Genomic DNA, 20,197 nt, shown 5'->3' on the forward strand with positions numbered 1-20,197 from the left:
GCGCGGTGAAGGTTCGTACACCCCATGGTCGGAACCGGCACGGACGCCTCGACATCCTTCGCCGATCCGTTCCCGCCGCCTCCGGGAGGCGCGGGAGCGGATCGGCACCGGCGGGTTCACCAGCCCGGGTTCACCAGTCCCCCGTCCAGGCCAGGCGCCCGCCATGGTCACGACCGGCACCCGGCATGGACAGGGTGCACGGGGTGCACGAGGCGTACGGGACCGCTCGGATCCGCGTGCTCGGGCCTACTCGCTCAGCGTGATCGCGGCGGCGGGGCAGACGGCGGCGGCCTCGCGGACCAGGGCGTGCTGGTCCGCGCCGGGCTCGGGGTCGAGCAGGAGGACGATGCCGTCGTCGTCGCGCTGGTCGAACACCTCCGGCGCGATCAGCACGCACTGACCCGCGCCGCAGCACTTGTCCTCGTCCACGATGACCTTCATATCGCGTTCCTCTCCGTTGACCGGGTGGGGCGGTGCCGGGTCACCAGCGGACCGGCACCGTGCGCAGGCCGCCGACGGCGAGCCCCTCCACGCGCTCCAGCTCCTCCACCGGGACGGCCAGCTCCAGGGACGGAAGCCTGCGCAGCAGCACCTCCAGCACGACCTGCAGCTCGGTGCGGGCCAGCGCCTGCCCCAGGCAGGAGTGGGCGCCCACCCCGAAGGCCAGGTGCGGGTTCGGGCTGCGGGTCAGGTCCATCTCGTCGGCGGCCTCGAAGACGCTCTCGTCGCGGTTGGCCGCGGCCATGCTGCACACCACGGTGGTGCCGCGGGGCAGGGCCGTGCCGCTCACCTCGGTCTCCTCGGGCAGGTAGCGCGGCAGGCCGAAGCCGGAGTTGGCGTCGAGCCGCAGCGTCTCCTCCACGGCCGTGCGTACCAGCGACGGGTCGGCGAGCAGCCGCTCCCACCGGCCGCGGTCGGCCAGCAGCATGGAGACCATCTTGCCGATCATGTTGGCGGTGGTCTCGTGCCCGGCGACCAGCAGTCCCATGCCGGTGACCAGGATCTGGATGTCGGACAGCCCGCCGTCCTCGGGGCCGCCGACCGCGATCAGCTCGCTCAGCAGGTCCTCGCCCGGCTCGGCGCGCTTGGCGGCGACGTGCTCGGACATGTACTGGAAGAACTCCACTTGCGCGGCCTCGGTCTCGGCCTTGCTGTAGCGGGTGAGGTTCAGCAGGGTGTCGGACCAGTAGGAGAACCGGTCCCGGTCGGCGGCGGGCACGCCGAGCATGTCGCAGATGACGTACACCGGCAGCGGGAAGCCCAGGGCCGCCCTGAGGTCGCCCGGCGCGCCGCGCCCGACCATGTCGTCGATGAGCTCCTCGGCGATCCTGGCCATCGAGGGCCGCAGCGCGGACATCCGCTTGGCGGTGAACCACTTGCCGACCAGGCGGCGCCAGTGCTGGTGCTCCTCGCCCCCGTCGGGGATGATCTGCGCCATCTCGCTGCTGAAGACCCCGCCGCCCTCCGCCGACAGCCGCGCCGCGTCGGGGGCGGTGAGCTGACGGGTGAAGCGCGGGTCGGCGAGCACCTGCCTGACGTCCTTGTAGCGGGTCAGCAGCGTCGCCCGGTCGCCGCTGGGCAGCTCCACGTGCGCCACCGGGCACTCGCCGCGCAGCTCGGCCCATTCCGCGGGCGGGTCCAGCGCCCTGTCGTTGGGGATCGGGTAGCGCAGGACCTGCTCGTTGGCACTCATGCGTCATCTCCTTGCGAACGGATGGATCGGGCGGGCCGCGTCGTGTGCCTGTGCCGCTCCGCTGTCACGCGGGCGTGAGGTGAGGAGCCGCACGCCAGGTACCGAATGCACCCTCACGCTACCCTACACGTGTCGGGAAACCTACACATGTAGTTTGACGGTAAAGTAAGAACGTGGCCACGACCAAGAACAGCAACTCCCTCTCCGGTGACCGGCGCGTGCGACGCACCCACACGGCCCTGGCGCGCGCGCTGATCGAGCTCGTCGAGGAGCGGGACCTCTCCCGGATCACCGTGGCCGACGTCGCCGAAGGCGCCGGGGTGAGCCGCTCGACCTTCTACGACCACTACCGCGACGTCCACGAGCTCGCCGAGGTCGCCTGCACCGCGATGATCGACGGGCTGATCGAGTCCCTGCCCGGCCCCGGCCCGGAGGCGGCGGACCCGGAGCCGGAGGCGACCCAGTCGCTGGAGGCGTTCTTCGCCAGCCTCGCCGAGCACGCGGGGCTCTTCCGCACCCTGCTGGGGCCGCAGGGCAGCGCGCGTGTCGTCGACCACATCCGGCGCCGCATCGCCGCCACCGTCCACGACCGCCTCCACCGGATCGCCACCGGTGATCCGACGGGACATCCCGGCGCGCCGGCGGACATCCCACACGACGTCCCACATGACATCCCGCACGACGTCCCGGCCGCGTTCACCGCCGGGGCGCTCATCGGCGTGGCCTCCGACTGGCTCCAGCGCGGATGCCCGCGCTCTCCGGCCGAGATGGCCGCCCTGACCTGGCCGCTCTTCAGCGCGCTCGACCACCGCGTCGACACCGGTACGCCCACCTGAGGCCCCCACCGCACCCCGCGGGCAGGTGCCGGGCGAAGTGACGATCGGCCCGCCCGGTGGACGGCCCGCTCAGCCGGAGATCACCGCGACGTCGGGTCCCAGCCGCGGGAAGCGTTCGAGCACCTCCGGGTCGTGACCGGCGACCACGAGATGCGGCCCGCCGGCCAGCCGGCCGATCCTGTCGAAGGCGCCGTACATGCCGGTCATGCTGTGCAGGATCGGGAAGGGCCGGTCGTCCTCCAGGTTCTCGTAGAAGTGGGCGGCGTCGGAGGCCAGGACGACGTCGCCGCGCGCGGTGTTGACGCGCACCACCTGCATGCCCGCGGTGTGCCCGCCCACCAGGTGGACGCTCAGGCCGGGCACGACGTCGGCGTCGCCGTCCACCAGCGTCAGCCGCCCGTCCTCGCGGGCGGCGAGCAGGTGGGCCAGGTCGTCGGCGTTCAGCAGCCGGCGCTCTCTGGTGATGCGGTCGGCCCAGGGGCCGGTCCAGTAGTCGAGCTCCGCCCGCTGCAGGACGTAGCGGGCGGAGGTGAACTCGCGCGCGGTGCCGGTGTGGTCGTAGTGCAGGTGGGTCAGCACCACGTGGTCGACGGAGTCCGCGGGTACGCCCAGCGCCGCCACGGCCTCCACCGGCGAGGTGCGGTAGTCCAGCCCCTCGACGCCCCGGGCGCGCGTGCGGCCGATGCCGGTGTCGACGACGACGGTGTGCTTTTCGGAGACCGCGAGCCACACGTAGTACGAGGTGGGATGCGGCAGGCCGGCATCGGCGTCGTAGCCGTGGAAGTGCTCCCCGCGCCGGGCGTCGCGCACGGCGTAGCGCAGGGCGTAGACGCGGAACTCGTTCATACCTTCATCGGCTCCGTACGCTTGAGACCGAGCTGCTCGGTGGGGACCCGGTAGGTCTCCCGGCCGGTCGCCACCGCGGCCACGTTAACCAGGCACAGCACCGCCACGATGACCGACACGCCGAACCAGCTCTCCCTGCCCGTGCCCGCCAGCGCGGTGGCCACCGTCGGCGCGAAGCCGGCGATCGCGAAGCCGATCTGGGTGCCGACCGCCATGCCGGACAGCCGCACCCTGGTGGTGAACATCTCGCCGTAGAAGGAAGGCCAGACCGCGCTGGTGGCGCTGTGCACGACGCCGAACATCGCGATGCCCAGCACGAAGATCAGGGCGTAGCTGCCGGTGGAGATCGACCACAGGTAGGCGAACATCAGCACCGCGCAGCCCAGCGACCCGCCGATGAAGACCGGCTTGCGGCCGATCCTGTCCGACAGCATGCCCCACAGCGGGATGGTGATCACCGCGGCGACGTTGGCCAGGACGCCCACCCACAGCATGGGACCTCGCTCCAGTCCCACGGTGTTGACCGCGTAGGACAGGGCGTGGACGGTGAAGATCGTGCTCACCGAGGCGATGACCGCGGCCACGACGACCCGCAGCACGTCCTTCCAGTGCTCGCGGAAGAGCACGGCCAGCGGGAGCTTGGCGACGGCGTTGGAGGCGACCTCCCGCTCGAACACGGGCGTCTCCTCCAGGGTGCGCCGGATGACCAGCCCGACCACGGCCACCACGATGCTCAGCCAGAACGGCACCCGCCAGCCCCAGCTCAGCAGCTGCTCCTCGGGCAGCGCGGCGATCGGCAGGAAGACGGCGGTGGCGATGATCTGCCCGGCCTGGGTGCCGTTGAGGGTGAAGCTGGTGTAGAAGGCGCGCCGTCCCGGCGGGGCGTGTTCGAGGGTCATGGAGTTGGCGCCCGCCTGCTCGCCGGAGACGGAGAAGCCCTGCAGCAGGCGCAGCAGCACGAGCAGGATCGGCGCGAGCACGCCGACCTCGTCGTAGGTGGGCAGGCAGCCGACCAGGAACGTCGACACGCCCATCATCACCAGGGTGATGACCAGCACCTTCTTGCGGCCGAATCTGTCACCCACGTGCCCGAGGACGAAGGCGCCCACCGGCCTGGCCAGATAGCCGACGCCGAAGGTGGCCAGCGCGAGGAGCGTGCCCGTCGCGGGCGAGGACTCCGGGAAGAAGATCTTGCTGAAGACCAGCGCGGCCGCGGTGCCGTAGATGAAGAAGTCGTAGTACTCCAAGGCACTGCCGATCCAGGCCGCCGCGGCCGCCTTGCGGGGTTTACCCTGCACTGTCACGGGCGCTCCTCATGCTGGGAGGTTTGGGGGGATAGCGTGATGGCAGGAAACTAACTCACCGGTTCGTACATTACAAGAGTGTTGCCGATCGGTTACCCCGGATCCGTGGGCGCACCCATGCTTATGCCCGTGCCCGTGCCCGCGTTCGTCGGAGGCCGCGCCGCGCGGGCGGGCGTCACCGGGGCACGGGCACCGCGTTCCCCGCGCTCCTCGCGCGCCGGCGACGCGGCGCGGCGCGGTTCACCCCCGGCCGCCGAGCACCCGAGGGGTCACGTCGAACGCGGGATCACGCCATCACGCCATCACGCCGGGGAAGCAGGCGCGGAGGTCGGCGCGGAGCGGCCCTGCCCGTCTTTCCCGCCCTCGCCACCCTCACCGCGCAGGTAGCCGACGACCATCTCGCCGACCATCCGGCGCAGCCTGGCCCGATGCTCGGGCGCGGTCATGTCGCGGCCGAACAGCGCGCCGAACGTGTGCTGGTTGGCCACCCGGAAGAAGCAGAACGAGCTGATCATCATGTGCACGTCGATGGCGTCGGCCTCGGTGACGAAGTCACCGGACTCCTGGCCCGCGTCGAGGATGCGCCCGATGAGGTCGAGCACCGGGGTGGCGAGACCGGCCAGCGCCTGTGACTTGCGGATGTGCTCGGCCTGGTGGATGTTCTCGATGGCGACGAGCTGGATGAAGTCGCGGTGCGCGTCGTGGTGGTCGAAGGTCAGCTCGGCCAGCGTGCGGATCGCCTCGACCGGGTCCAGGTGCTCGACGTCGACCGTGCGCTCGGCCGCGCGGACCTCGGCGTACGCCTTCTCCAGCACCGCGATGTAGAGCCGCTCCTTGCTGCCGTAGTAGTAGTAGATCATGCGCTTGGTGGTGCGCATCCTGGCGGCGATCTCGTCGACCCGCGCACCGGCGTAGCCGTGGCGCGCGAACTCGTGCTGGGCGACCTCGAGGATCTCCGCCCTGGTGCGGTCGGCGTCCCGCTGGCGTTCGGTGGTGGCGGGCTGCGAGGTCATTGACCCATCTTAGGATGGCCCGCGTGCTGCACGGCGAGCCGGATCGGGGCGTTGACGGCGCCGTAGCCCCGGTAGCCGCCGACGCGCTGGACGATCTCGAAGAAGACACGTCCCACGGTGACGGTGTACATGTGCAGGAACTCACCGTGCTCGTCCCTGTCGTACAGCACGCCCAGCCGGCGCAGCTCGGGATCGACGGCATGGCGGTCCTCCAGATCGTCGTAGTAGTTGCCCGGGATGGGCAGCAGCAGCTCCGGATGCCTTGCCCGCAGCGCGCGAGCGACGGACAGCAGGTCGTCGCTGGCCAGGGCGACGTGCTGCCACGGCGTGTCACCCGCGCCGACCTGGGCGATGTTGAGCACCATCCGCACCTGTTCCGCGGCCCCGGCGGCCCCGGCACCCCCGTCCGTCGTGCCCGTGCCCGCGGCGGACACCGGCGTCGTGGACATCGCCCTGCTGCGCAGCAGGCCGTAGGGGTCGGGCAGCTCCAGGCTCTCCTGCGGGCGCAGTCCCAGCACGCTGCCGTAGAACAGCGCGGCCTCGTCGAAGTGGTGCCAGGGCTGGGTGAGCGCCACGTGGTCGATGTGGGTGATCCGCCCGGGAACGGCCTCCACCGTCCCGGCGGCGGGGTCACCGGGGTCGCCGGAGCCGACGAAGTCGCCGAGCCAGGCGGTGTCGCAGAAGAAGAGCGCGGTGCCGTCCGGGGCGGCGATCGCGTCCAGCGAGGCGTCCCGCGGGGCGCGCTCGCGCGGGAGCACCGGCGCCAGCAGCGTCTCGGCGTGCTTGACGGCCCGCGCGGGATCCGGGCTGTCCAGGCCGAGGGCGACCAGGGCGGGATCGGTCCCGGCGGCGTTGAGCAGCATCCGGGCCTCGCCCTGGGTCCACAGCTCGACCGGTTTGCTGGTGTGCGAGCCGGTACGGGTGAAGCCGAGCGCGCTCAGCACGCCGCTCAGGGAGCCGTCGGCGTCGGCGAGTTCGGCGAAGGCAAAGCCGGTGGGCACGGCGGGGTGCGCGGCGCCCCGCAGGGTTTGTTCCAGGGCGATGAGCGAGCGCATGCCGTCGCGGGCGGTACGGCCGGTGTCGGCCTGGCGGAAGTGGTCGTTGAACACCTCCAGCGACAGCGGCCCGTCGTATCCGGCGTTCAGCGCGTGCCGGACCAGCCCGGCGACGTCCAGGGTGCCCTGGCCGGGGAAGCAGCGGTAGTGGCGGCTCCACTGCAGCACGTCCATGGAGAGCAGCGGCGCGTCGGCGAGCTGCAGGAAGAAGATCTTCTCGCCGGGGATGGCCTCGATGCCGATCGGGTCGGAGCCGCGCGACAGGATGTGGAAGCTGTCCAGGCAGGTGCCCAGGTTGGGGTGGTCGGCCATCCGGACGATCCGCCAGGCGTGCAGGTACTCGTTGACGTGCCGGCCCCAGGCCAGCGCCTCGTAGGCGATCCGGATGCCGTGCTCGGCGGCCCGCTCGGCGAGCCGCCGCAGCTGCTCGGCGGCGAGGGCGTCGTCGCCGATCGAGGCGGGCGAGACGTTCGAGCAGACCAGCAGCAGGTCCGCGCCGAGGCGCTCCATCACCCGGAACTTGCGCTCGGCCCTCTCCAGGTTCGCCTCCAGCACGGCGGCGGGTACGGCCTCGAAGTCGCGGAACGGCTGGTAGAGGTCGATGCCGAGGCCGAGGTCGGCGGCGCGGGCGCGGATCTCCTCAGGCGGGTGCGGGCAGACGAGCAGGTCGTTCTCGAAGATCTCCACCCCGTCGAACCCCGCGGTGGCGATCGCGATGAGCTTCTCGGTGAGGGTGCCGCTGACGGATACGGTGGCGATGGACGTGCGCATGGCTCCTTCTCGGGTGGTGGCCTGGCCGGGTTCCCAGGTGGTGACCGGGCCGGTCGGTGGCAATCAGGTTCCGTCGGTGGTGACCGGGTCGGTCGGTGGCGGTCAGGCAGGTCGGTGGCGATCGGGTCGGTCGGTGGTGACCGGTCGGTCGGTGGCGGTCAGGCCGGTCGGTGGTGACCAGACCAGTCGGTGGTGACCGGTCGGTCAGTGGTGGTCAGGCCGGTCGGTGGCGATCAGGGCGGTCGGATGGATGGGTTCTCAGGCGGCACCCCTGCCGAACGGGGTCTCAGGCGGCGCCCTTGCCGAACAGGTGGTCAGGTGGCGACCAGGTCGGTCAGGTGGGCGAGCATCCGCTCGCTGTCCGGGGTGCGGCCGGTGAAGAGGCGGAAGGCGTGCGCGGCCTGGAAGACGACCATGCCCCCGCCGTCGAGCGTCCGGCACCCCAGGGCGCGGGCCTGCTTGAGCAGCTCGGTCTCCAGCGGCCGGTAGACGATGTCGGCCACCCACAGCCCGGGGTGGAGCAGCTCGACCGGCAGCGGCAGCCCGGGGTGGAGCGCCATGCCGGTGGGGGTGGCGTGCGCCAGGCCGTCGGCGCCGGCGAGCAGTCCGGGCAGGTCGTCCTGGGCGGCGGGGCGGGCCCGTTCGCGCCCGAAGCGGTCGCCCAGCCGGGCGGCCAGCGCCGTCGCCCGCCCGGGGTCGGCGTCCACGACGGTGACCTGGCCCGCGCCCATGGTCAGCAGCGCGTGCGCGATCGCCGCTCCCGCGCCTCCCGCGCCGAGCTGGACGACGCGCCGGGTGGGCGCGTCCGGCAGTCCCCGGTCGAACGACTCGGCGAAGCCCGTCCAGTCGGTGTTGTGGCCGACGGCCCGCTCGCCGTCGAAGACGACCGTGTTGACGGCGCCCAGCATGCGGGCGTCCTCCGACAGCTCGTCCAGGTGCGGGATGACGGCCTGCTTGCACGGGTGGGTGATGTTGAGCCCGTCGTAGCCGAACCGGCGGGCCGTGCGGACCAGCTCCCCCACGTCCTGCCCCAGGCTGTCGGTGTCGAGCAGGCGGTAGACGTACCGCAGCCCGTGGTGGGCGGCCTCGCGCTCGTGCAGCGGCGGGCTGAGCGAGGGGCCGATGCCCGAGCCGATCAACCCGGTCAGGTACGAGGCCATCAGTTCTCCCTCTTCAGCGGGTGCGCCAGATGGATCGGCGCGAGGACGTACCCGTGCGCCCCGGCGCCGCGGATCACGGCGTCGATCGGCACGCCTTCGTGGTCGCTCTGCCGGAAGTCCACCTCGGGACCGGGTGTGGCGCCGACGCGGTGGCACCGCGCCCGGATGCCGGCGAGTGCCGCGCCGCCGTACGGGTGCGGCTCGCGACGGCCGGGGAGGTTGAGGTTGGACCCGTCGAGGACCATGACGCCAGGCATCGCTCTCCAATGTACGTACTAGTACGTTAGCTGACCAGGCAGGCGCACGGACCGGGCCGGAGCGGCCAGGCGACAGCGCCAGGACACCCTTCCCATTCATGTGCCATTTTTATGTACGAACTAGTGAGTTCGTTATAGCGCATGACGCCCCCGCTTTCCAGTCAGCCGGCCGGGGCGGGGTCACGCCGGGGCGCCGCTCCGGGCCTCCGCACGGCTCCGCCGCCGGTAGCCGCCGGGCGGGGTGCCGTGCTCTCGCTTGAAGGCGTTGGCGAAGGCGAACTCCGAGGTGTACCCGACCCGGGCGGCCACCTCGCCGAGCGGGGCGTCGGACTCGCGGAGCAGCCGGGCGGCGGCGGTCATCCGCCACCAGGTCAGGTAGGTGAGGGGCGGACGGCCGACCAGGGCGGTGAAGCGCCGGGAGAAGGCCGCCCTGGACAGTCCCGCCCTGCCGCCGAGCGTCTCGACCGTCCACGGGAGGGCGGGGTCGCGGTGCAGGGCGTGCAGCGCGGCGCCGATCGCCGGGTCGGCGAGGGCCGCGGCCCAGCCGGTGGCCGTACCGCGCTCGGACTGCTCGTCGAACCAGGTCCGCAGGATGTAGAGCAGCAGCATGTCGAGCAGGGCGGGCACTATGGTGTCCACGCCGAGGCGGGGGGCGTCGAGCTCGCCGCCGAGGAGGTCGACGGCGGCGCGCAGCTCGGGGTGGTGCCCCAGGCGGGCGGGCAGGTGGACGATCTCCGGCAGGTCGCCCAGGAGCGGATGGGCCCGGCCTGGATCGAGCCGGTATCCGCCGCAGAGGGTCACGGTGACCGCCTGCGGGCTGCCGTCCCCGACCTCCCCCACGCTCGCGGAGGCGTAGCGGTCCTCGAACCGGGAGTCGTTCAGCGGGTCGCAGGCGGGTCCGGTCAGCGGGGTGCCGGGGCTGTCGGCGAGCGCGTAGCCGCCTCCGTGCGGCAGGAACACCACGTCGCCGACGTTCAGCGTGACGGGGACGCCGCCGTCCGGGGGGATCAACCGGCACGATCCCTGAAGGACCACCTGGAAACCGGCGGACCCGCGCACCGCGGGGAAGCGCTGCCCCCAGGGAGCGTGCCACCGGACGCGCGCCGAACGGGGCTCACCGGCGCGCATCGCGGCGATCACGTCACTGAGCACGTCCATCGCGCGAGTCTATCCGGCGGCTCCCCGAAGACGAATACGCATGAAAACGAGATAATCACACATTGGATGTCTCTCTACGGGCTCATACGGTTGGCGGACACAAGGTGATCAACCGTAGGAGGAGCCTTCATGGCGGGTCAGCGCGGGATCCTGGTGATCGGGGCGACCGGCACGATCGGCCGGCAGGTCGTGGCCCAGGCGCTGGAGGCGGGCGCCGAGGTGCGCGCGGCGGCCCGAGATCCGGAGACGGCCGGGCTTCCCGGCGGCGCCGAGGTCGTGCGCGCCGACCTGGCCGACCCCGACAGCCTGCGCGCGCCCCTGGACGGGGCCGAGGCCGTCTTCCTCCTCTGGCCCTTCGCCACCGCCGAGGGGATGCCCGCGCTCCTGGACATGATCGCCGCACACGCCCGCCGCGTCGTCTACCTCTCCTCGGCCGCCGTACGCGACCACGAGCGGCGGATCGAGGGGATGATCGAGCGGTCCGGGCTGGAACGGACGTTCCTGCGGCCGCACGCCTTCGCGGCCAACACCCTGCGGTGGGCCGGGCAGATCCGCGCCGAGGCCGTCGTGCGCGAGCCGTACGGCGCGGCCGCGATGCCCCCGCTGCACGAGCGGGACCTCGCGGCGGTCGCGGTGCGCGCGCTCACCGGCGACGGGCACGACGGCGCGGCCTACGAGCTGGCCGGTCCCGAAACACTGACCCAGGCCGAGCAGGCGAGAGTCATCGGGGAGGTGATCGGCCGCCCGGTGCGCTGGGAGGAGACCTCGCCCCGGGCCGCGCGGGAGCGGATGCTCGAACGGGGCTGGCCCCCCGAGGCCGTGGACGGCGTCCTGCGGGCCCAGGCCGGGATGGTGACCTCGCCGAGAGCGGCCACCGCCACGGTGGAGGAGGTCACCGGAGTCCCGGCACGCACGTTCCGCGCCTGGGTGACCGACCACGCGGACCGGTTCCGCACCCCGTGAAGCCCGCCGTCCCGTTGCACAGGCGTCTTGTCGACGCGGGTATCCCCTGAACACGGGTATCCCGTGAAAGCGGCCACCCCGGAGACGTGCGCCCTGTGAACGGCGCCCGCCCCCACGGGGTGACGGCCCGGAACCAGCCGAACCCGAACCCGAACCCGAGCCGGCCGAAGCCAGGTCAACCGGAGCCGGGCCAGCTAAAGCCGGATCAACCGGAGCCGGGTCAGCCGAAGTCGAAGAAGATCGTTTCCTTCTCGCCCTGCAGGTGGATGTCGAAGCGGTAGCGGTCCTCCCCCTCCCGGGCGGCGAGCAGCGTGTGCGCGCGCTCGGGCGGCAGCGAGTCGAGGAAGGCGTCGTGGGCGAGGTAGACGCGGGTGTAGAGGTGGTGCAGCAGGCCGCGGGCGAACACGCACACGCTGACGTAGCCGTTGCCGGGCACGAGCGTGCGCAGCGTCCAGCGGCCGTCGGCCTCGGTGGGCACCCGGCCGAAGCCGGTGAAGTCGACGCCGTTCCTGCCGATGACCGCGCCGTTCACCGGGTCGCGGCGCAGCGTGCCGGGCGCGCCGGTGAGGTCGCCGGACGGAGACGCCTGCCAGAACTCCAGCAGCGCGTCCGGCACCGGATCGCCCGCGCCGTCGTAGACGTACCCGTGCAGGGTGATCCCGCCGGTCGCGATGTCACCGCCGCCGGGGAACGGGAGCGCGTAGCCGTAGAAGGGGCCGACGGTCTGCGAGGGGGTGGGGTTCACCGGTCCTCCTCCGTCCAGGTCGCGGCGGGGCCGTCCAGGACGATGTCCCACCGGTAGCCGAGGGACCACTCGGGAACGGACAGGTCGTGCTCGTAGGCGGCGATCATGCGCTGCCGGGCCCGCTCGTCGGTGACGGAGTTGAAGATCGGGTCGTAGGGGAACAGCGGGTCGTTCGGGAAGTACATCTGGGTGACCAGGCGCTGGGTGAAGGCCGTGCCGAAGACCGAGAAGTGGATGTGCGCGGGGCGCCAGGCGTTGGTGTGGTTGCGCCATGGGTAGGCGCCGGGCTTGATCGTCGTGAAGGCGTAGCCGCCGTCGTCGCCGGTGAGGCAGCGGCCGACGCCGGTGAAGTTGGGATCGAGCGGGGCCGGGTGGTCGTCGCGCTGGTGCGGGTAGCGGCCGGAGGCGTTGGCCTGCCAGATCTCCACGAGCTGGCCGCGCACCGGGCGGCCGTTCCTGTCGAGGACGCGGCCGTGCACGGTGATGCGCTCGCCCAGCGGCTCGGCGAGGTGCTGCCTGGTCAGGTCGGCGTCGAGCGCGGTGACGTCGGTGACGCCGAAGACCGGCCCGGCCAGCTCGGCCGCCTCCGGGTCCTTGAGCGCGATCAGCGGTTGTCTCGGATGGCGGAGCGCGGTGCTGCGGTAGGGGCCGTAGTCGCGGGATGGGTGGTGCGCCTCCCGTCCGTCACCGTCGGCCCGGAGCGCGCGGAGCTCGCGGAGCTCGGCGATCTCGCGGTCGATGTCGGCCTGCGTGAGGGGTGTTGACATGAACTCCTGCCTTTCGGGAACGACGGCGAGGCCCTGACCGGCACCGGCGTGCGGGGAGGCGCGGCCGGTGCCGTCCGCCCCGGCCACGGGGACGCCCCTCATGCCCGCACCTCCGCGTCCGTACGATCGCGCAGCTCCGCCAGGCTCACCCCGGGCGCGGTCTCCACCAGCGCCAGCCCCTCCCCCGTGACGTCGAGGACGCCGAGGTCGGTGATGATGCGGTGCACGCACTCCTTCCCCGTGAGGGGCAGCGAGCACCTTTCGATGATCTTCGGCGAGCCGTCCTTGGCGACGTGATCCATGATCACGATGACCCTGCGGGCGCCGTGGACCAGGTCCATCGCCCCGCCCATGCCCTTGACGAGCCTGCCGGGGACCATCCAGTTGGCCAGGTCACCACGGGCCGAGACCTGCATCGCGCCCAGCACCGCCACGTCGATGTGCCCCCCTCGGATCATGCCGAACGACAGCGAGGAGTCGAAGAACGACGCGCCGGGGAGCACGGTCACCGTCTCCTTGCCCGCGTTGATCAGGTCGGGGTCGACCGCGTCCGGCGCGGGATAGGGGCCGACGCCGAGGATGCCGTTCTCCGAGTGCAGGATCACGTCCGTGCCCGGCGGCAGGAAGGAGGGGATGCGGGTGGGCAGGCCGATGCCGAGGTTGACGTAGTCGCCGTCGCGCAGCTCGTCCGCCGCGCGCGCGACCATCTGGTCACGGCTCCAGCTCATGAGGTGGCCCCCTCCCGCTCCGCGGGCGCGGAGGTGGTACGCCGCTCGACGGCCTTGTCGGCGGCCTGCTCCGGGGTGAGCGGCACGACGCGCTGGACGAACACCCCGGGCAGGTGGATCTCGTCGGGGTCGAGCTCGGTCAGCTCCTCGACCTCGGCGATCGTGACCCGCCCGGCCATCGCGGCCAGCGGGTTGAAGTTCCTCGCGGCCTTGCCGAACACGAGGTTGCCGTGCCGGTCCCCCCTGGCCGCCCGTACCAGCGCGAAGTCGGTGGTGATGCCGTGCTCCAGCACGTAGGCCCGGCCGTCGAACTCGCGTACCTCCTTGGGCGGCGAGGCGAGCACCACCGAGCCGTCCGGGCCGTGCCGCAACGGCAGCCCGCCGTCGGCGACGGGCGTGCCGACCCCGGCCGGGGTGTAGAAGGCGGGGATGCCGCAGCCGCCCGCGCGCAGCCGCTCGGCCAGGCTGCCCTGCGGGGTGAGCTCCACCTCCAGCTCCCCCGTCAGGTACTGCCGGGCGAACTCCTTGTTGTCGCCGATGTAGGAGGCGGTCACCCGGCCGATCCGCCCGGCCTCCAGCAGGACGCCCAGGCCGCCGCCGTCCACGCCGCAGTTGTTCGACACCACGCCGATCCCGCGCACCCCCGTGTCGTACAGGGCCTGGATCAGCACGTTCGGGATGCCGCTCAGGCCGAACCCGCCCACCGCGAACGACGCGCCGTCGCGCACATCCGCCAGGGCCTCCGCGGCCGTGGCGATCACCTTGTCCCCGCGGTCTCCGCGCACGACACTCCGTTCGGCCAGGCGTTCGCTGTGTTCGCTGTGCTCATCGTGTTCGTCGTGTTCGCTGTGCGAACTTTGGTTCATTATCGCGCACTTGAGTATGTGTACCGGCGACCCTCCTGTCAAAGCGCACCTGCCACACCAGCAGGAGACAGCGCGCACGACGGTCGTACCGCATGTCGTACCGCGTACGGCGATCGCGTCAGGCGGCACCGGTTCGCGCGGCGGTGACGACCACCGTGGCGTAGGGCATCGTGAAGCCGCCCCCCATCGCGTCGATGGCCTCCCCCGCGCCCTCCAGCACCTCCGCCAGCCGGTCCGGCGGGAGCCGGGTGAGCGCGCCGGAGGTGGGCAGCTGGTCCAGCCACGACTCACGGGTGTAGGAACACTCCCAGTCGAACCGCCACTGCTCCGGCTCGCCGAACCCGCCCACCTCCCGGATCCCGTCGGCGGCCCTGGTGAACAGCGCCTGGTATCCCTCCAGGGCGTTCCCCGCCCCCTGGAAGACGAACGGCGAGTCGGGCACCACCCGCCGGTAGACCTCGGCGAACGCCTCCGCCACGCCGGGCGGGAGCTGGAACACGTGCCAGAACGCCGCCAGCCGGCCACCGGGCCGCAGCACCCGCGCCGCCTTGGCGGCTCCCGCCACCGGGTCCACCCAGTGCCAGGCCGTCCCGGCGACGACCGCGTCGAACTCCCGGCCGGCGGGGTCCCAGTCCTCGAACGTCGCCACCTCGACCTCGATCCCGCCGCTCCGCGCGAAGCCGGCCATCCGCGCGTCGGGCTCGACGCCGAGCACCTCGCAGCCGGCCGCCCGGAACTGCCGGGCCGCTATGCCGGTGCCGCAGCCGACGTCGAGGACGCCGGGCCCGGGACTGGCGGCGACGATCCGGCCGACCATCGCGTCGGGGTAGCGGGGCCGGGCGCGGTCGTAGCGTTCGGCGTCCGAGCCGAACGACTCCGCCACCTGCCGGTGCCGATGAGGATCGTTCTTGGGAAGGGGCGCTCCGGCCGACGATATAGTGGGCATGTGCCCACCGTAGTGGGCACATGCCCACTCGTCAACGGACGGGTTCTTCGATCGAAAGCGGGGATGCACGTGCCGACGGGGGTGGCCATGCGCGACGCGCGCGAGCAGCTGTTCGACGCCGCCGAGCGCGTCCTGCTCAGGGACGGGCCGAACGCGCTGACCAGCCGGGCGGTCACCACGGAGGCCGACTGCGCCAAGGGGGTCCTGCACCGGCACTTCGCCGACTTCGACGCCTTCCTCGCCGAGCTCGTGCTGGACCGCGTCGCCCGGATCGGCGCCCAGGCCACCGCCCTGCGCGACTCCGCCGGGACCGGCACCGTCGCCGGCAACCTCGCCGGCGCGCTGACGGAGCTGTTCGAGACGGTCGCCGTGGCGATCGTCGGCCTCGTCATCTCCCGGGACGACCTGCGCGCCCGGCTGCGCCGGTCCGGATCGCCCGGCGTCCCAGTCCTGGCGGAGGCCGGGGCCATGCTCGCCGCCTACCTCACCGCCGAGTGCGAGATGGGCCGCATCGCGGCGGACGCCGACGTCGAAACGCTCGCGTTCACGCTGGTCGGGGCCGGGCACCTGCTGTACGCCGGCACGGGGGGCACCCCGCCCGAGGCCGGGGCCGTCGACAGGATCGTGACCACGGTCGTCGCCGACGTCGTGCAGAGACGGCTGCTCTGAGCGCCCGTCCGCGACGTCGGGCCGCGAGCGCGGCACCGGCGGCTCGACGTCGCAACAGGGACGGCCGCACGGAACCGCGCCCAATCGCACAGGGACGGCCGCACGGAACCGCGCCCGCCCGATGGCCCGCCCGTCAGTCCATCTCGACGTCGTCGAGGAGCCGGAGCAGGCGCGAGAGCACCCGGACGCAGCCGTCGACCTCGGCGTCGGTGAGGTCGTCGCCGACCTGGCCGAGCATCGCGCGCTCGCGGGCGATCACGGCGCCGATGACGGCCGCGCCCCCGGCGGTCAGCCGGATGAGCGAGGACCGCTTGTGCGCCGGGTTCTCGACGGACTCGACGAGGTGCCGGGCGGCCGCCTCGTTGACCATCCGCTGCACGAACTGGCGGCTCAGCGCCTGGGCCCGACCCATCTGCGGGACGGTCATCGGCCCGTGCCCGTGGAGCATGTTCAGCACGGCCCGGACCCCGACCGACAATCCCTCGCCCGGCACGTCCTGCTCCACCTTGCGCTGCGCCCGCCGGTACAGCGGCCCCACCAGGTCGAACACCTCGGCGAGCCGGTCGGCCGGCTCCCGTCCTGTTTCCGTCACTCCACCATGATGACACCTAGGTTGTCATCATGGCGATAACATGACACCTTAGGTGTCATGAGTGACCTGTTCTGGCGCGAAGCCGGCTCTGGCCCACCCCTCGTCCTGCTGCACGGCGGCTTTCTCGGTCATGGCATGTGGGACGCGCAGATCCCCGCCTTCGCGCCGTACCACCACGTCATCGCGCCCGACGCCCGCGGCCACGGCCGGTCCCCCAACGCGACCGAGCCGTTCCGCCACACCGACGACCTCGCCGCGCTGCTCCGTCACCTCGGCACCGGTCCCGCGGTCCTCGTCGGCGTGTCCATGGGGGCCGCCGTCGCGGTCGACACCGCCCTGGAGCACCCCGAGCTGGTCAGGGCCCTGGTCGTCAGCGGCGCCGGGACCGGCGAACCGTACTTCACCGACCCGTGGACCACCCGGAGCCTCGCCACCTGGACCTCCGCGATGGCCGCCGGCGACCTGGTCGCCTCGATCGAGGCGTTCACGCTGTTCGCGGCGGGCCCGTACCGGACCCTCGACGAGGTCGACCCCGACGTCGTACGCCGCCTGCGCCGCATGGCCGCGGAGACCATGGGCAAGCACACCGCCGACGAACCCGACTGGCTCGTCCCGGTGCGCGACACCTGGGCCCGCGCCGCCGAGATCGACGTCCCGGTGCTGGCCGTCCACGGCGCCGTCGACTCCCCCGACCACATCGGCATGGCCGGACGCCTCGCGGAAACCGTCGCCCACGGCCGCGCCGTCTCCGTCGGCGACGCCGCCCACTACCCCAACATGGAACGTCCCGGCGTCTTCAACGAGATCCTCGCGGACTTCCTCCGCACGACCTGACGGCACGGGTGAGGCGTGACGCGAAACCGGCTTCCGAGGCCGGTCACGAAAGGGCCGGGCGTGGAAGGGCCGGACGTGGAAGGGCCGGGCGTCCGATCGGACGCCCGGCCCCGCTACCGGCTCAACGGTCCCCTACCGTGAGGCCGGTCGCTCAGATCTCGCAGTTCTCCTCGGTCTCGCCGGTGCAGGTGTCGGTGTTGGCTCCGCCGTCGGTCGTGTCGTTGCCGCCACGGCCGTGCAGGAAGTCGTCACCGGTGCCGCCGACGAGGACGTCGCGGCCGCTGCCGCCCCAGAGGGTGTCGTGGCCGGCCGAGCCGAAGATCTCGGTGAACCGGTTGACGGTGTCGTTGTTGACGATGTCGTCGCCCTGGCGCATGTTGACCATGATCGTGCTGGCGTTCGCGCAGCTGACCCCGCCGGAGATCGGCTGGCAGTCGGTGTCGCTGGAGGTGACGCCCGCCCCGGTCACCCTGATGAGGCCGCTGCCGCCCTCGGCAAGAGTGATCAGGTCGGATCCGGTCGTGCCGGTGACCGACAGGCCGCCGAGGCTCACGGTCACGTTGATCGGCGCGGCCGCCTGGGCGGGAGCCGACAGCGACACCATGCCGGCCAGACCGGCGATGGTGAGAGCGAGAGCGGCGATGTGACGACGCATTTTCATTCAGTCCTTCGATTCGATGGTCCCGGCCCCCGTCGGGCCGATGACCCAAGGAAAGCGCCTCAGACCCCCTCCGGTCTGTGCCGAAATGCGCGCCCGCTGTCGGCCCAAATACCTACGGGACGAAGACGGAACAAGGCAGGTGTAGACGAGAGGGCCATCGGTCGCCGGCCTGTCACGTCCGGCTCGCGACGCCCGAGATCGAGTGGAGCGGCTCCGGCGCGCACCGGGCCGTTCTCGTGCCCTCCGGGGTGAAGGGCCGCCGCTGAGAATGTCGAGAACGGCCCGGCGGCTTCGTCCCAGGGGTGGGACGCGACCACCGTGGCCGCGTCCCACCGAGGAGGCCAAGCATGACGATCCAGCGGATGGACAACGTCCTCATCGTTGTCGACGACCTCGACGCCGTCGTCTCGTTCTTCGTCGGACTCGGCATGGAGCTGGAAGGCAGGGCGCCGGTCGAGGGACGTTGGGTGGAGCGCGTCATCGGCATCGACGACGTCCGGCAGGAGGTCGCGATGCTGCGGACCCCGGACGGCCACGGCCGGATCGAGCTGGCGATGTTCCGCACGCCGAAGGCGATCGGCCCCGGGCCGAAGGACGCGCCGGTGAACACGCCGGGCATTCGTCGCATCATGTTCGCCGTCGACGACATCGAGGACGTCGTCGCCCGCCTGCGCGCCCACGGCGCCGAACTCGTCGGCGAGCTCGCGCGCTACGAGGACAGCCACCGGCTCTGCTACGTCCGCGGCCCCGAGGGCATCATCGTCGGACTTGCTCAGCAGCTCGGCTGAGGGCGCCGAAAGGGACCCCCGCCGACGTGTCGTACGGCATGGCATTGGCCTTGTTCAGGACAACCGGGGTGGCCGAGGAACTCCCGGACGCTGATACGCCGATGGCCGAGGAGCCGGTGACCACGGCATGGCGTTGGCCTCACCCGGGACAACGGGGGTGGCCGATGAGCTCCCGGACGCTGATGCGCCGAGGTCCGCGGAGCCGGTGACCGTGGCCCACGCGGTGGACTTCCGGGCGTCTCCTTCTCCGGGCCGGGGGTCGCCGTGGCGTCCACGGCCGGTTCCGCCGGGTTCCAAGGGATCGGCAAAGCACACCGGGAAGATCTTGAAGGAGAGTGGTGTCACAGCGCGGAGTGGCAGGTGGATGAGCGGGCATCTCTCCGGTGGGGAGCCCAGCCGCTCTCCGGCGGGGGCCCGGCCGCGCGCGCTTCGCGCCGATCGGCGACGGCGTCACGCAGGCGCTCCCACCACCGTCCAGTGAACGGCGATCCAGGAGAAGCCCATGGCCACCACGCCCAAGCAGCCCGTCACCGACGACAGCATCGTCGTCCGCCAGCTCAGCCACTACCAGTTCAGCTGGGTCGCCGGTAAGCCGGGCCAGTCCGGCACCTACACCCTGCAACTCGTCCTGGACCAGGGCGCCTGGGAGGAGGTGCTGACGCTGGAACCCTACGACGCCCGCAATCTCCAGGCTCTGCTGTCCAGCGCCGGGACCGTTTTCTACGACGTCCGGCGGCGCACCCTGATGTTCGGCACCACTCCCGCCGGTCACCGCTGAGCGGAGGCCGTCGCCGGTTCTCCGGGAGAGGTTTCCACAGGTGGCCGATGTGACCGAGGACCCCGGACGACTCCGCAAGCGTGTTTTGCGCAGGCCCGCTCACCTCACCCGGCCGACGCCCGCTCAACGCCCCGGACGACCGGGATCATCCGGGGTCGTCCGGCGAACCGGCCGGCCGGAAGCTTGAAGATCGTCAAGCTGCGTCGGGCGGATAGGGTGATCGCGATCGCCCCCCGATGGTGAAGGAGCCGCCGATGACCGCCGACCCGATCATGACCAGGATCGGCCAGGGGGTGGAGCTGCACCACCACCAGGGTCAGCGCGATGCCGCCCGCGACCTGTTCGCGCAGGTCTGGGAGGACATCGGAGGCGAGCAGGGCGACCCGCTGCACGTCTGCGTCCTCGCCCATTCGATGGCCGACGTGCAGGACGACGTGCAGGAGGAGCTGATGTGGGATCTGCGGGCACTCGCCGCCGTCGAGCTGGTCACCGACGAGCGGGTGAGCCAGGCCGGGGTGCCGCTCTCGGTGGCCGGTCTGCATCCGTCGCTGCACCTCAATCTGAGCGAGTGCTACCGCAAGCTGGGCGATCTCGACCGCGCCCGTGAACACCTCGGGCAGGCGCGGGCCGGGATCGGCGCGCTGGGCGACGACGAGTACGGGCGGCTCATCAAGGGCGGCCTGGAGCAGGTGGCCGAACAGCTGGACAACGCCATCTGACAACGCCATCTGACCGCGCCCCGGCGAATCCTCCCGGCATCGCGGCGT

Annotated in this window: 23 protein-coding genes; 7 read left to right on the forward strand and 16 right to left on the reverse strand. The window is 72.1% G+C overall.

The genetic code is table 11. The annotated features are described in order from the left end of the window. Window positions 1-246: 246 nt before the first annotated feature. Complete coding sequence (locus tag ABT053_RS17650) at window positions 247-441, reverse strand: ferredoxin (RefSeq protein WP_350970104.1); 195 nt, start codon at window positions 439-441, stop codon at window positions 247-249. 40 nt (window positions 442-481) lie between these two features. Further along, window positions 482-1,693: a cytochrome P450 gene (locus tag ABT053_RS17655; RefSeq protein ID WP_350970105.1), complete on the reverse strand. Its 1,212-nt coding sequence runs from the start codon at window positions 1,691-1,693 to the stop codon at window positions 482-484. 173 nt (window positions 1,694-1,866) lie between these two features. Between ABT053_RS17655 and ABT053_RS17660 the strand changes: the two genes are divergently transcribed. Continuing rightward, window positions 1,867-2,529, forward strand: coding sequence for a TetR/AcrR family transcriptional regulator (locus ABT053_RS17660; RefSeq protein WP_350970106.1), 663 nt, complete (start codon window positions 1,867-1,869; stop codon window positions 2,527-2,529). A 69-nt stretch (window positions 2,530-2,598) separates the two neighbouring features. On the opposite strand, the gene ABT053_RS17665 is transcribed toward ABT053_RS17660, so the two are convergent. From ABT053_RS17665 to ABT053_RS17695, 7 genes are all read right to left on the reverse strand, one after another. Then, window positions 2,599-3,375, reverse strand: coding sequence for an N-acyl homoserine lactonase family protein (locus tag ABT053_RS17665; RefSeq protein ID WP_350970107.1), 777 nt, complete (start codon window positions 3,373-3,375; stop codon window positions 2,599-2,601). Then, the gene (locus tag ABT053_RS17670) at window positions 3,372-4,679 is read right to left on the reverse strand and encodes an MFS transporter (protein WP_350970108.1); all 1,308 of its coding nucleotides are present in this window, start codon (window positions 4,677-4,679) and stop codon (window positions 3,372-3,374) included. Before ABT053_RS17670 ends, ABT053_RS17665 begins: the two co-directional genes overlap by 4 nt. Before the next feature lie 302 nt (window positions 4,680-4,981). Next, the gene (locus ABT053_RS17675) at window positions 4,982-5,692 is read right to left on the reverse strand and encodes a TetR family transcriptional regulator (protein ID WP_350970109.1); all 711 of its coding nucleotides are present in this window, start codon (window positions 5,690-5,692) and stop codon (window positions 4,982-4,984) included. Continuing rightward, window positions 5,689-7,518, reverse strand: coding sequence for a sugar phosphate isomerase/epimerase and 4-hydroxyphenylpyruvate domain-containing protein (locus ABT053_RS17680; RefSeq protein WP_350970110.1), 1,830 nt, complete (start codon window positions 7,516-7,518; stop codon window positions 5,689-5,691). The genes ABT053_RS17675 and ABT053_RS17680 overlap by 4 nt, the downstream gene beginning before the upstream one ends. A 314-nt stretch (window positions 7,519-7,832) precedes the next feature. Then, entirely contained in the window at window positions 7,833-8,678 is an 846-nt protein-coding gene (locus ABT053_RS17685) for a shikimate dehydrogenase (protein WP_350970111.1), read from the reverse strand. Beyond that, complete coding sequence (locus ABT053_RS17690) at window positions 8,678-8,935, reverse strand: type II 3-dehydroquinate dehydratase (protein WP_350970112.1); 258 nt, start codon at window positions 8,933-8,935, stop codon at window positions 8,678-8,680. The genes ABT053_RS17685 and ABT053_RS17690 overlap by 1 nt, the downstream gene beginning before the upstream one ends. Window positions 8,936-9,115: 180 nt before the next feature. Beyond that, window positions 9,116-10,093, reverse strand: coding sequence for an AraC family transcriptional regulator (locus ABT053_RS17695; protein WP_350970113.1), 978 nt, complete (start codon window positions 10,091-10,093; stop codon window positions 9,116-9,118). A 129-nt stretch (window positions 10,094-10,222) separates the two neighbouring features. Between ABT053_RS17695 and ABT053_RS17700 the strand changes: the two genes are divergently transcribed. Then, on the forward strand, window positions 10,223-11,056 hold the full coding sequence (locus tag ABT053_RS17700) for an NAD(P)H-binding protein (protein ID WP_350970114.1): 834 nt from the start codon (window positions 10,223-10,225) through the stop codon (window positions 11,054-11,056). Between the two features lie 220 nt (window positions 11,057-11,276). Here the strand turns inward: ABT053_RS17700 and pcaG are convergent, their stop codons facing one another. The 5 genes from pcaG to ABT053_RS17725 all read right to left on the reverse strand — a co-directional run bounded on the left by pcaG (window position 11,277) and on the right by ABT053_RS17725 (window position 15,108). Continuing rightward, window positions 11,277-11,801: a protocatechuate 3,4-dioxygenase subunit alpha gene (gene pcaG / locus ABT053_RS17705; RefSeq protein WP_350970115.1), complete on the reverse strand. Its 525-nt coding sequence runs from the start codon at window positions 11,799-11,801 to the stop codon at window positions 11,277-11,279. After that, the gene (gene pcaH, locus ABT053_RS17710) at window positions 11,798-12,568 is read right to left on the reverse strand and encodes a protocatechuate 3,4-dioxygenase subunit beta (protein ID WP_350970312.1); all 771 of its coding nucleotides are present in this window, start codon (window positions 12,566-12,568) and stop codon (window positions 11,798-11,800) included. Before pcaH ends, pcaG begins: the two co-directional genes overlap by 4 nt. Before the next feature lie 98 nt (window positions 12,569-12,666). Beyond that, window positions 12,667-13,296 carry a CoA transferase subunit B gene (locus ABT053_RS17715; protein ID WP_350970116.1) on the reverse strand — a complete coding sequence of 210 codons (630 nt, stop codon included), beginning with the start codon at window positions 13,294-13,296 and terminating at the stop codon, window positions 12,667-12,669. Continuing rightward, window positions 13,293-14,081 (reverse strand): CoA transferase subunit A, encoded by a 789-nt coding sequence (locus ABT053_RS17720; protein ID WP_350970117.1) that lies wholly within the window; start codon window positions 14,079-14,081, stop codon window positions 13,293-13,295. Before ABT053_RS17720 ends, ABT053_RS17715 begins: the two co-directional genes overlap by 4 nt. Before the next feature lie 199 nt (window positions 14,082-14,280). Further along, complete coding sequence (locus tag ABT053_RS17725; RefSeq protein ID WP_350970118.1) at window positions 14,281-15,108, reverse strand: class I SAM-dependent methyltransferase; 828 nt, start codon at window positions 15,106-15,108, stop codon at window positions 14,281-14,283. A gap of 69 nt (window positions 15,109-15,177) precedes the next feature. On the opposite strand from ABT053_RS17725, the gene ABT053_RS17730 reads away from it, so the two are divergent. Continuing rightward, window positions 15,178-15,777: a TetR/AcrR family transcriptional regulator gene (locus ABT053_RS17730; protein ID WP_350970313.1), complete on the forward strand. Its 600-nt coding sequence runs from the start codon at window positions 15,178-15,180 to the stop codon at window positions 15,775-15,777. A 133-nt stretch (window positions 15,778-15,910) separates the two neighbouring features. Here ABT053_RS17730 and ABT053_RS17735 read toward each other — a convergent pair whose 3' ends face one another. Further along, on the reverse strand, window positions 15,911-16,369 hold the full coding sequence (locus ABT053_RS17735) for a MarR family winged helix-turn-helix transcriptional regulator (protein ID WP_350970119.1): 459 nt from the start codon (window positions 16,367-16,369) through the stop codon (window positions 15,911-15,913). A gap of 57 nt (window positions 16,370-16,426) precedes the next feature. Here ABT053_RS17735 and ABT053_RS17740 point away from each other — a divergent pair, with 57 nt between their 5' ends. Further along, window positions 16,427-17,203 carry an alpha/beta fold hydrolase gene (locus tag ABT053_RS17740; RefSeq protein WP_350970120.1) on the forward strand — a complete coding sequence of 259 codons (777 nt, stop codon included), beginning with the start codon at window positions 16,427-16,429 and terminating at the stop codon, window positions 17,201-17,203. 151 nt (window positions 17,204-17,354) lie between these two features. On the opposite strand, the gene ABT053_RS17745 is transcribed toward ABT053_RS17740, so the two are convergent. Then, complete coding sequence (locus tag ABT053_RS17745; RefSeq protein ID WP_350970121.1) at window positions 17,355-17,858, reverse strand: calcium-binding protein; 504 nt, start codon at window positions 17,856-17,858, stop codon at window positions 17,355-17,357. Between the two features lie 353 nt (window positions 17,859-18,211). Here ABT053_RS17745 and ABT053_RS17750 point away from each other — a divergent pair, with 353 nt between their 5' ends. The 3 genes from ABT053_RS17750 (at window position 18,212) to ABT053_RS17760 (ending at window position 20,149) form a co-directional block, all read left to right on the forward strand. Next, window positions 18,212-18,652, forward strand: coding sequence for a VOC family protein (locus tag ABT053_RS17750; RefSeq protein WP_350970122.1), 441 nt, complete (start codon window positions 18,212-18,214; stop codon window positions 18,650-18,652). Between the two features lie 502 nt (window positions 18,653-19,154). Beyond that, complete coding sequence (locus ABT053_RS17755; protein ID WP_350970123.1) at window positions 19,155-19,430, forward strand: hypothetical protein; 276 nt, start codon at window positions 19,155-19,157, stop codon at window positions 19,428-19,430. A gap of 254 nt (window positions 19,431-19,684) precedes the next feature. After that, on the forward strand, window positions 19,685-20,149 hold the full coding sequence (locus ABT053_RS17760) for a hypothetical protein (protein ID WP_350970124.1): 465 nt from the start codon (window positions 19,685-19,687) through the stop codon (window positions 20,147-20,149). The last annotated feature ends 48 nt before the right edge of the window (window positions 20,150-20,197 follow it).

The organism is Streptosporangium sp. NPDC002524, from assembly GCF_040295985.1.
Lineage (GTDB): Bacteria > Actinomycetota > Actinomycetes > Streptosporangiales > Streptosporangiaceae > Streptosporangium.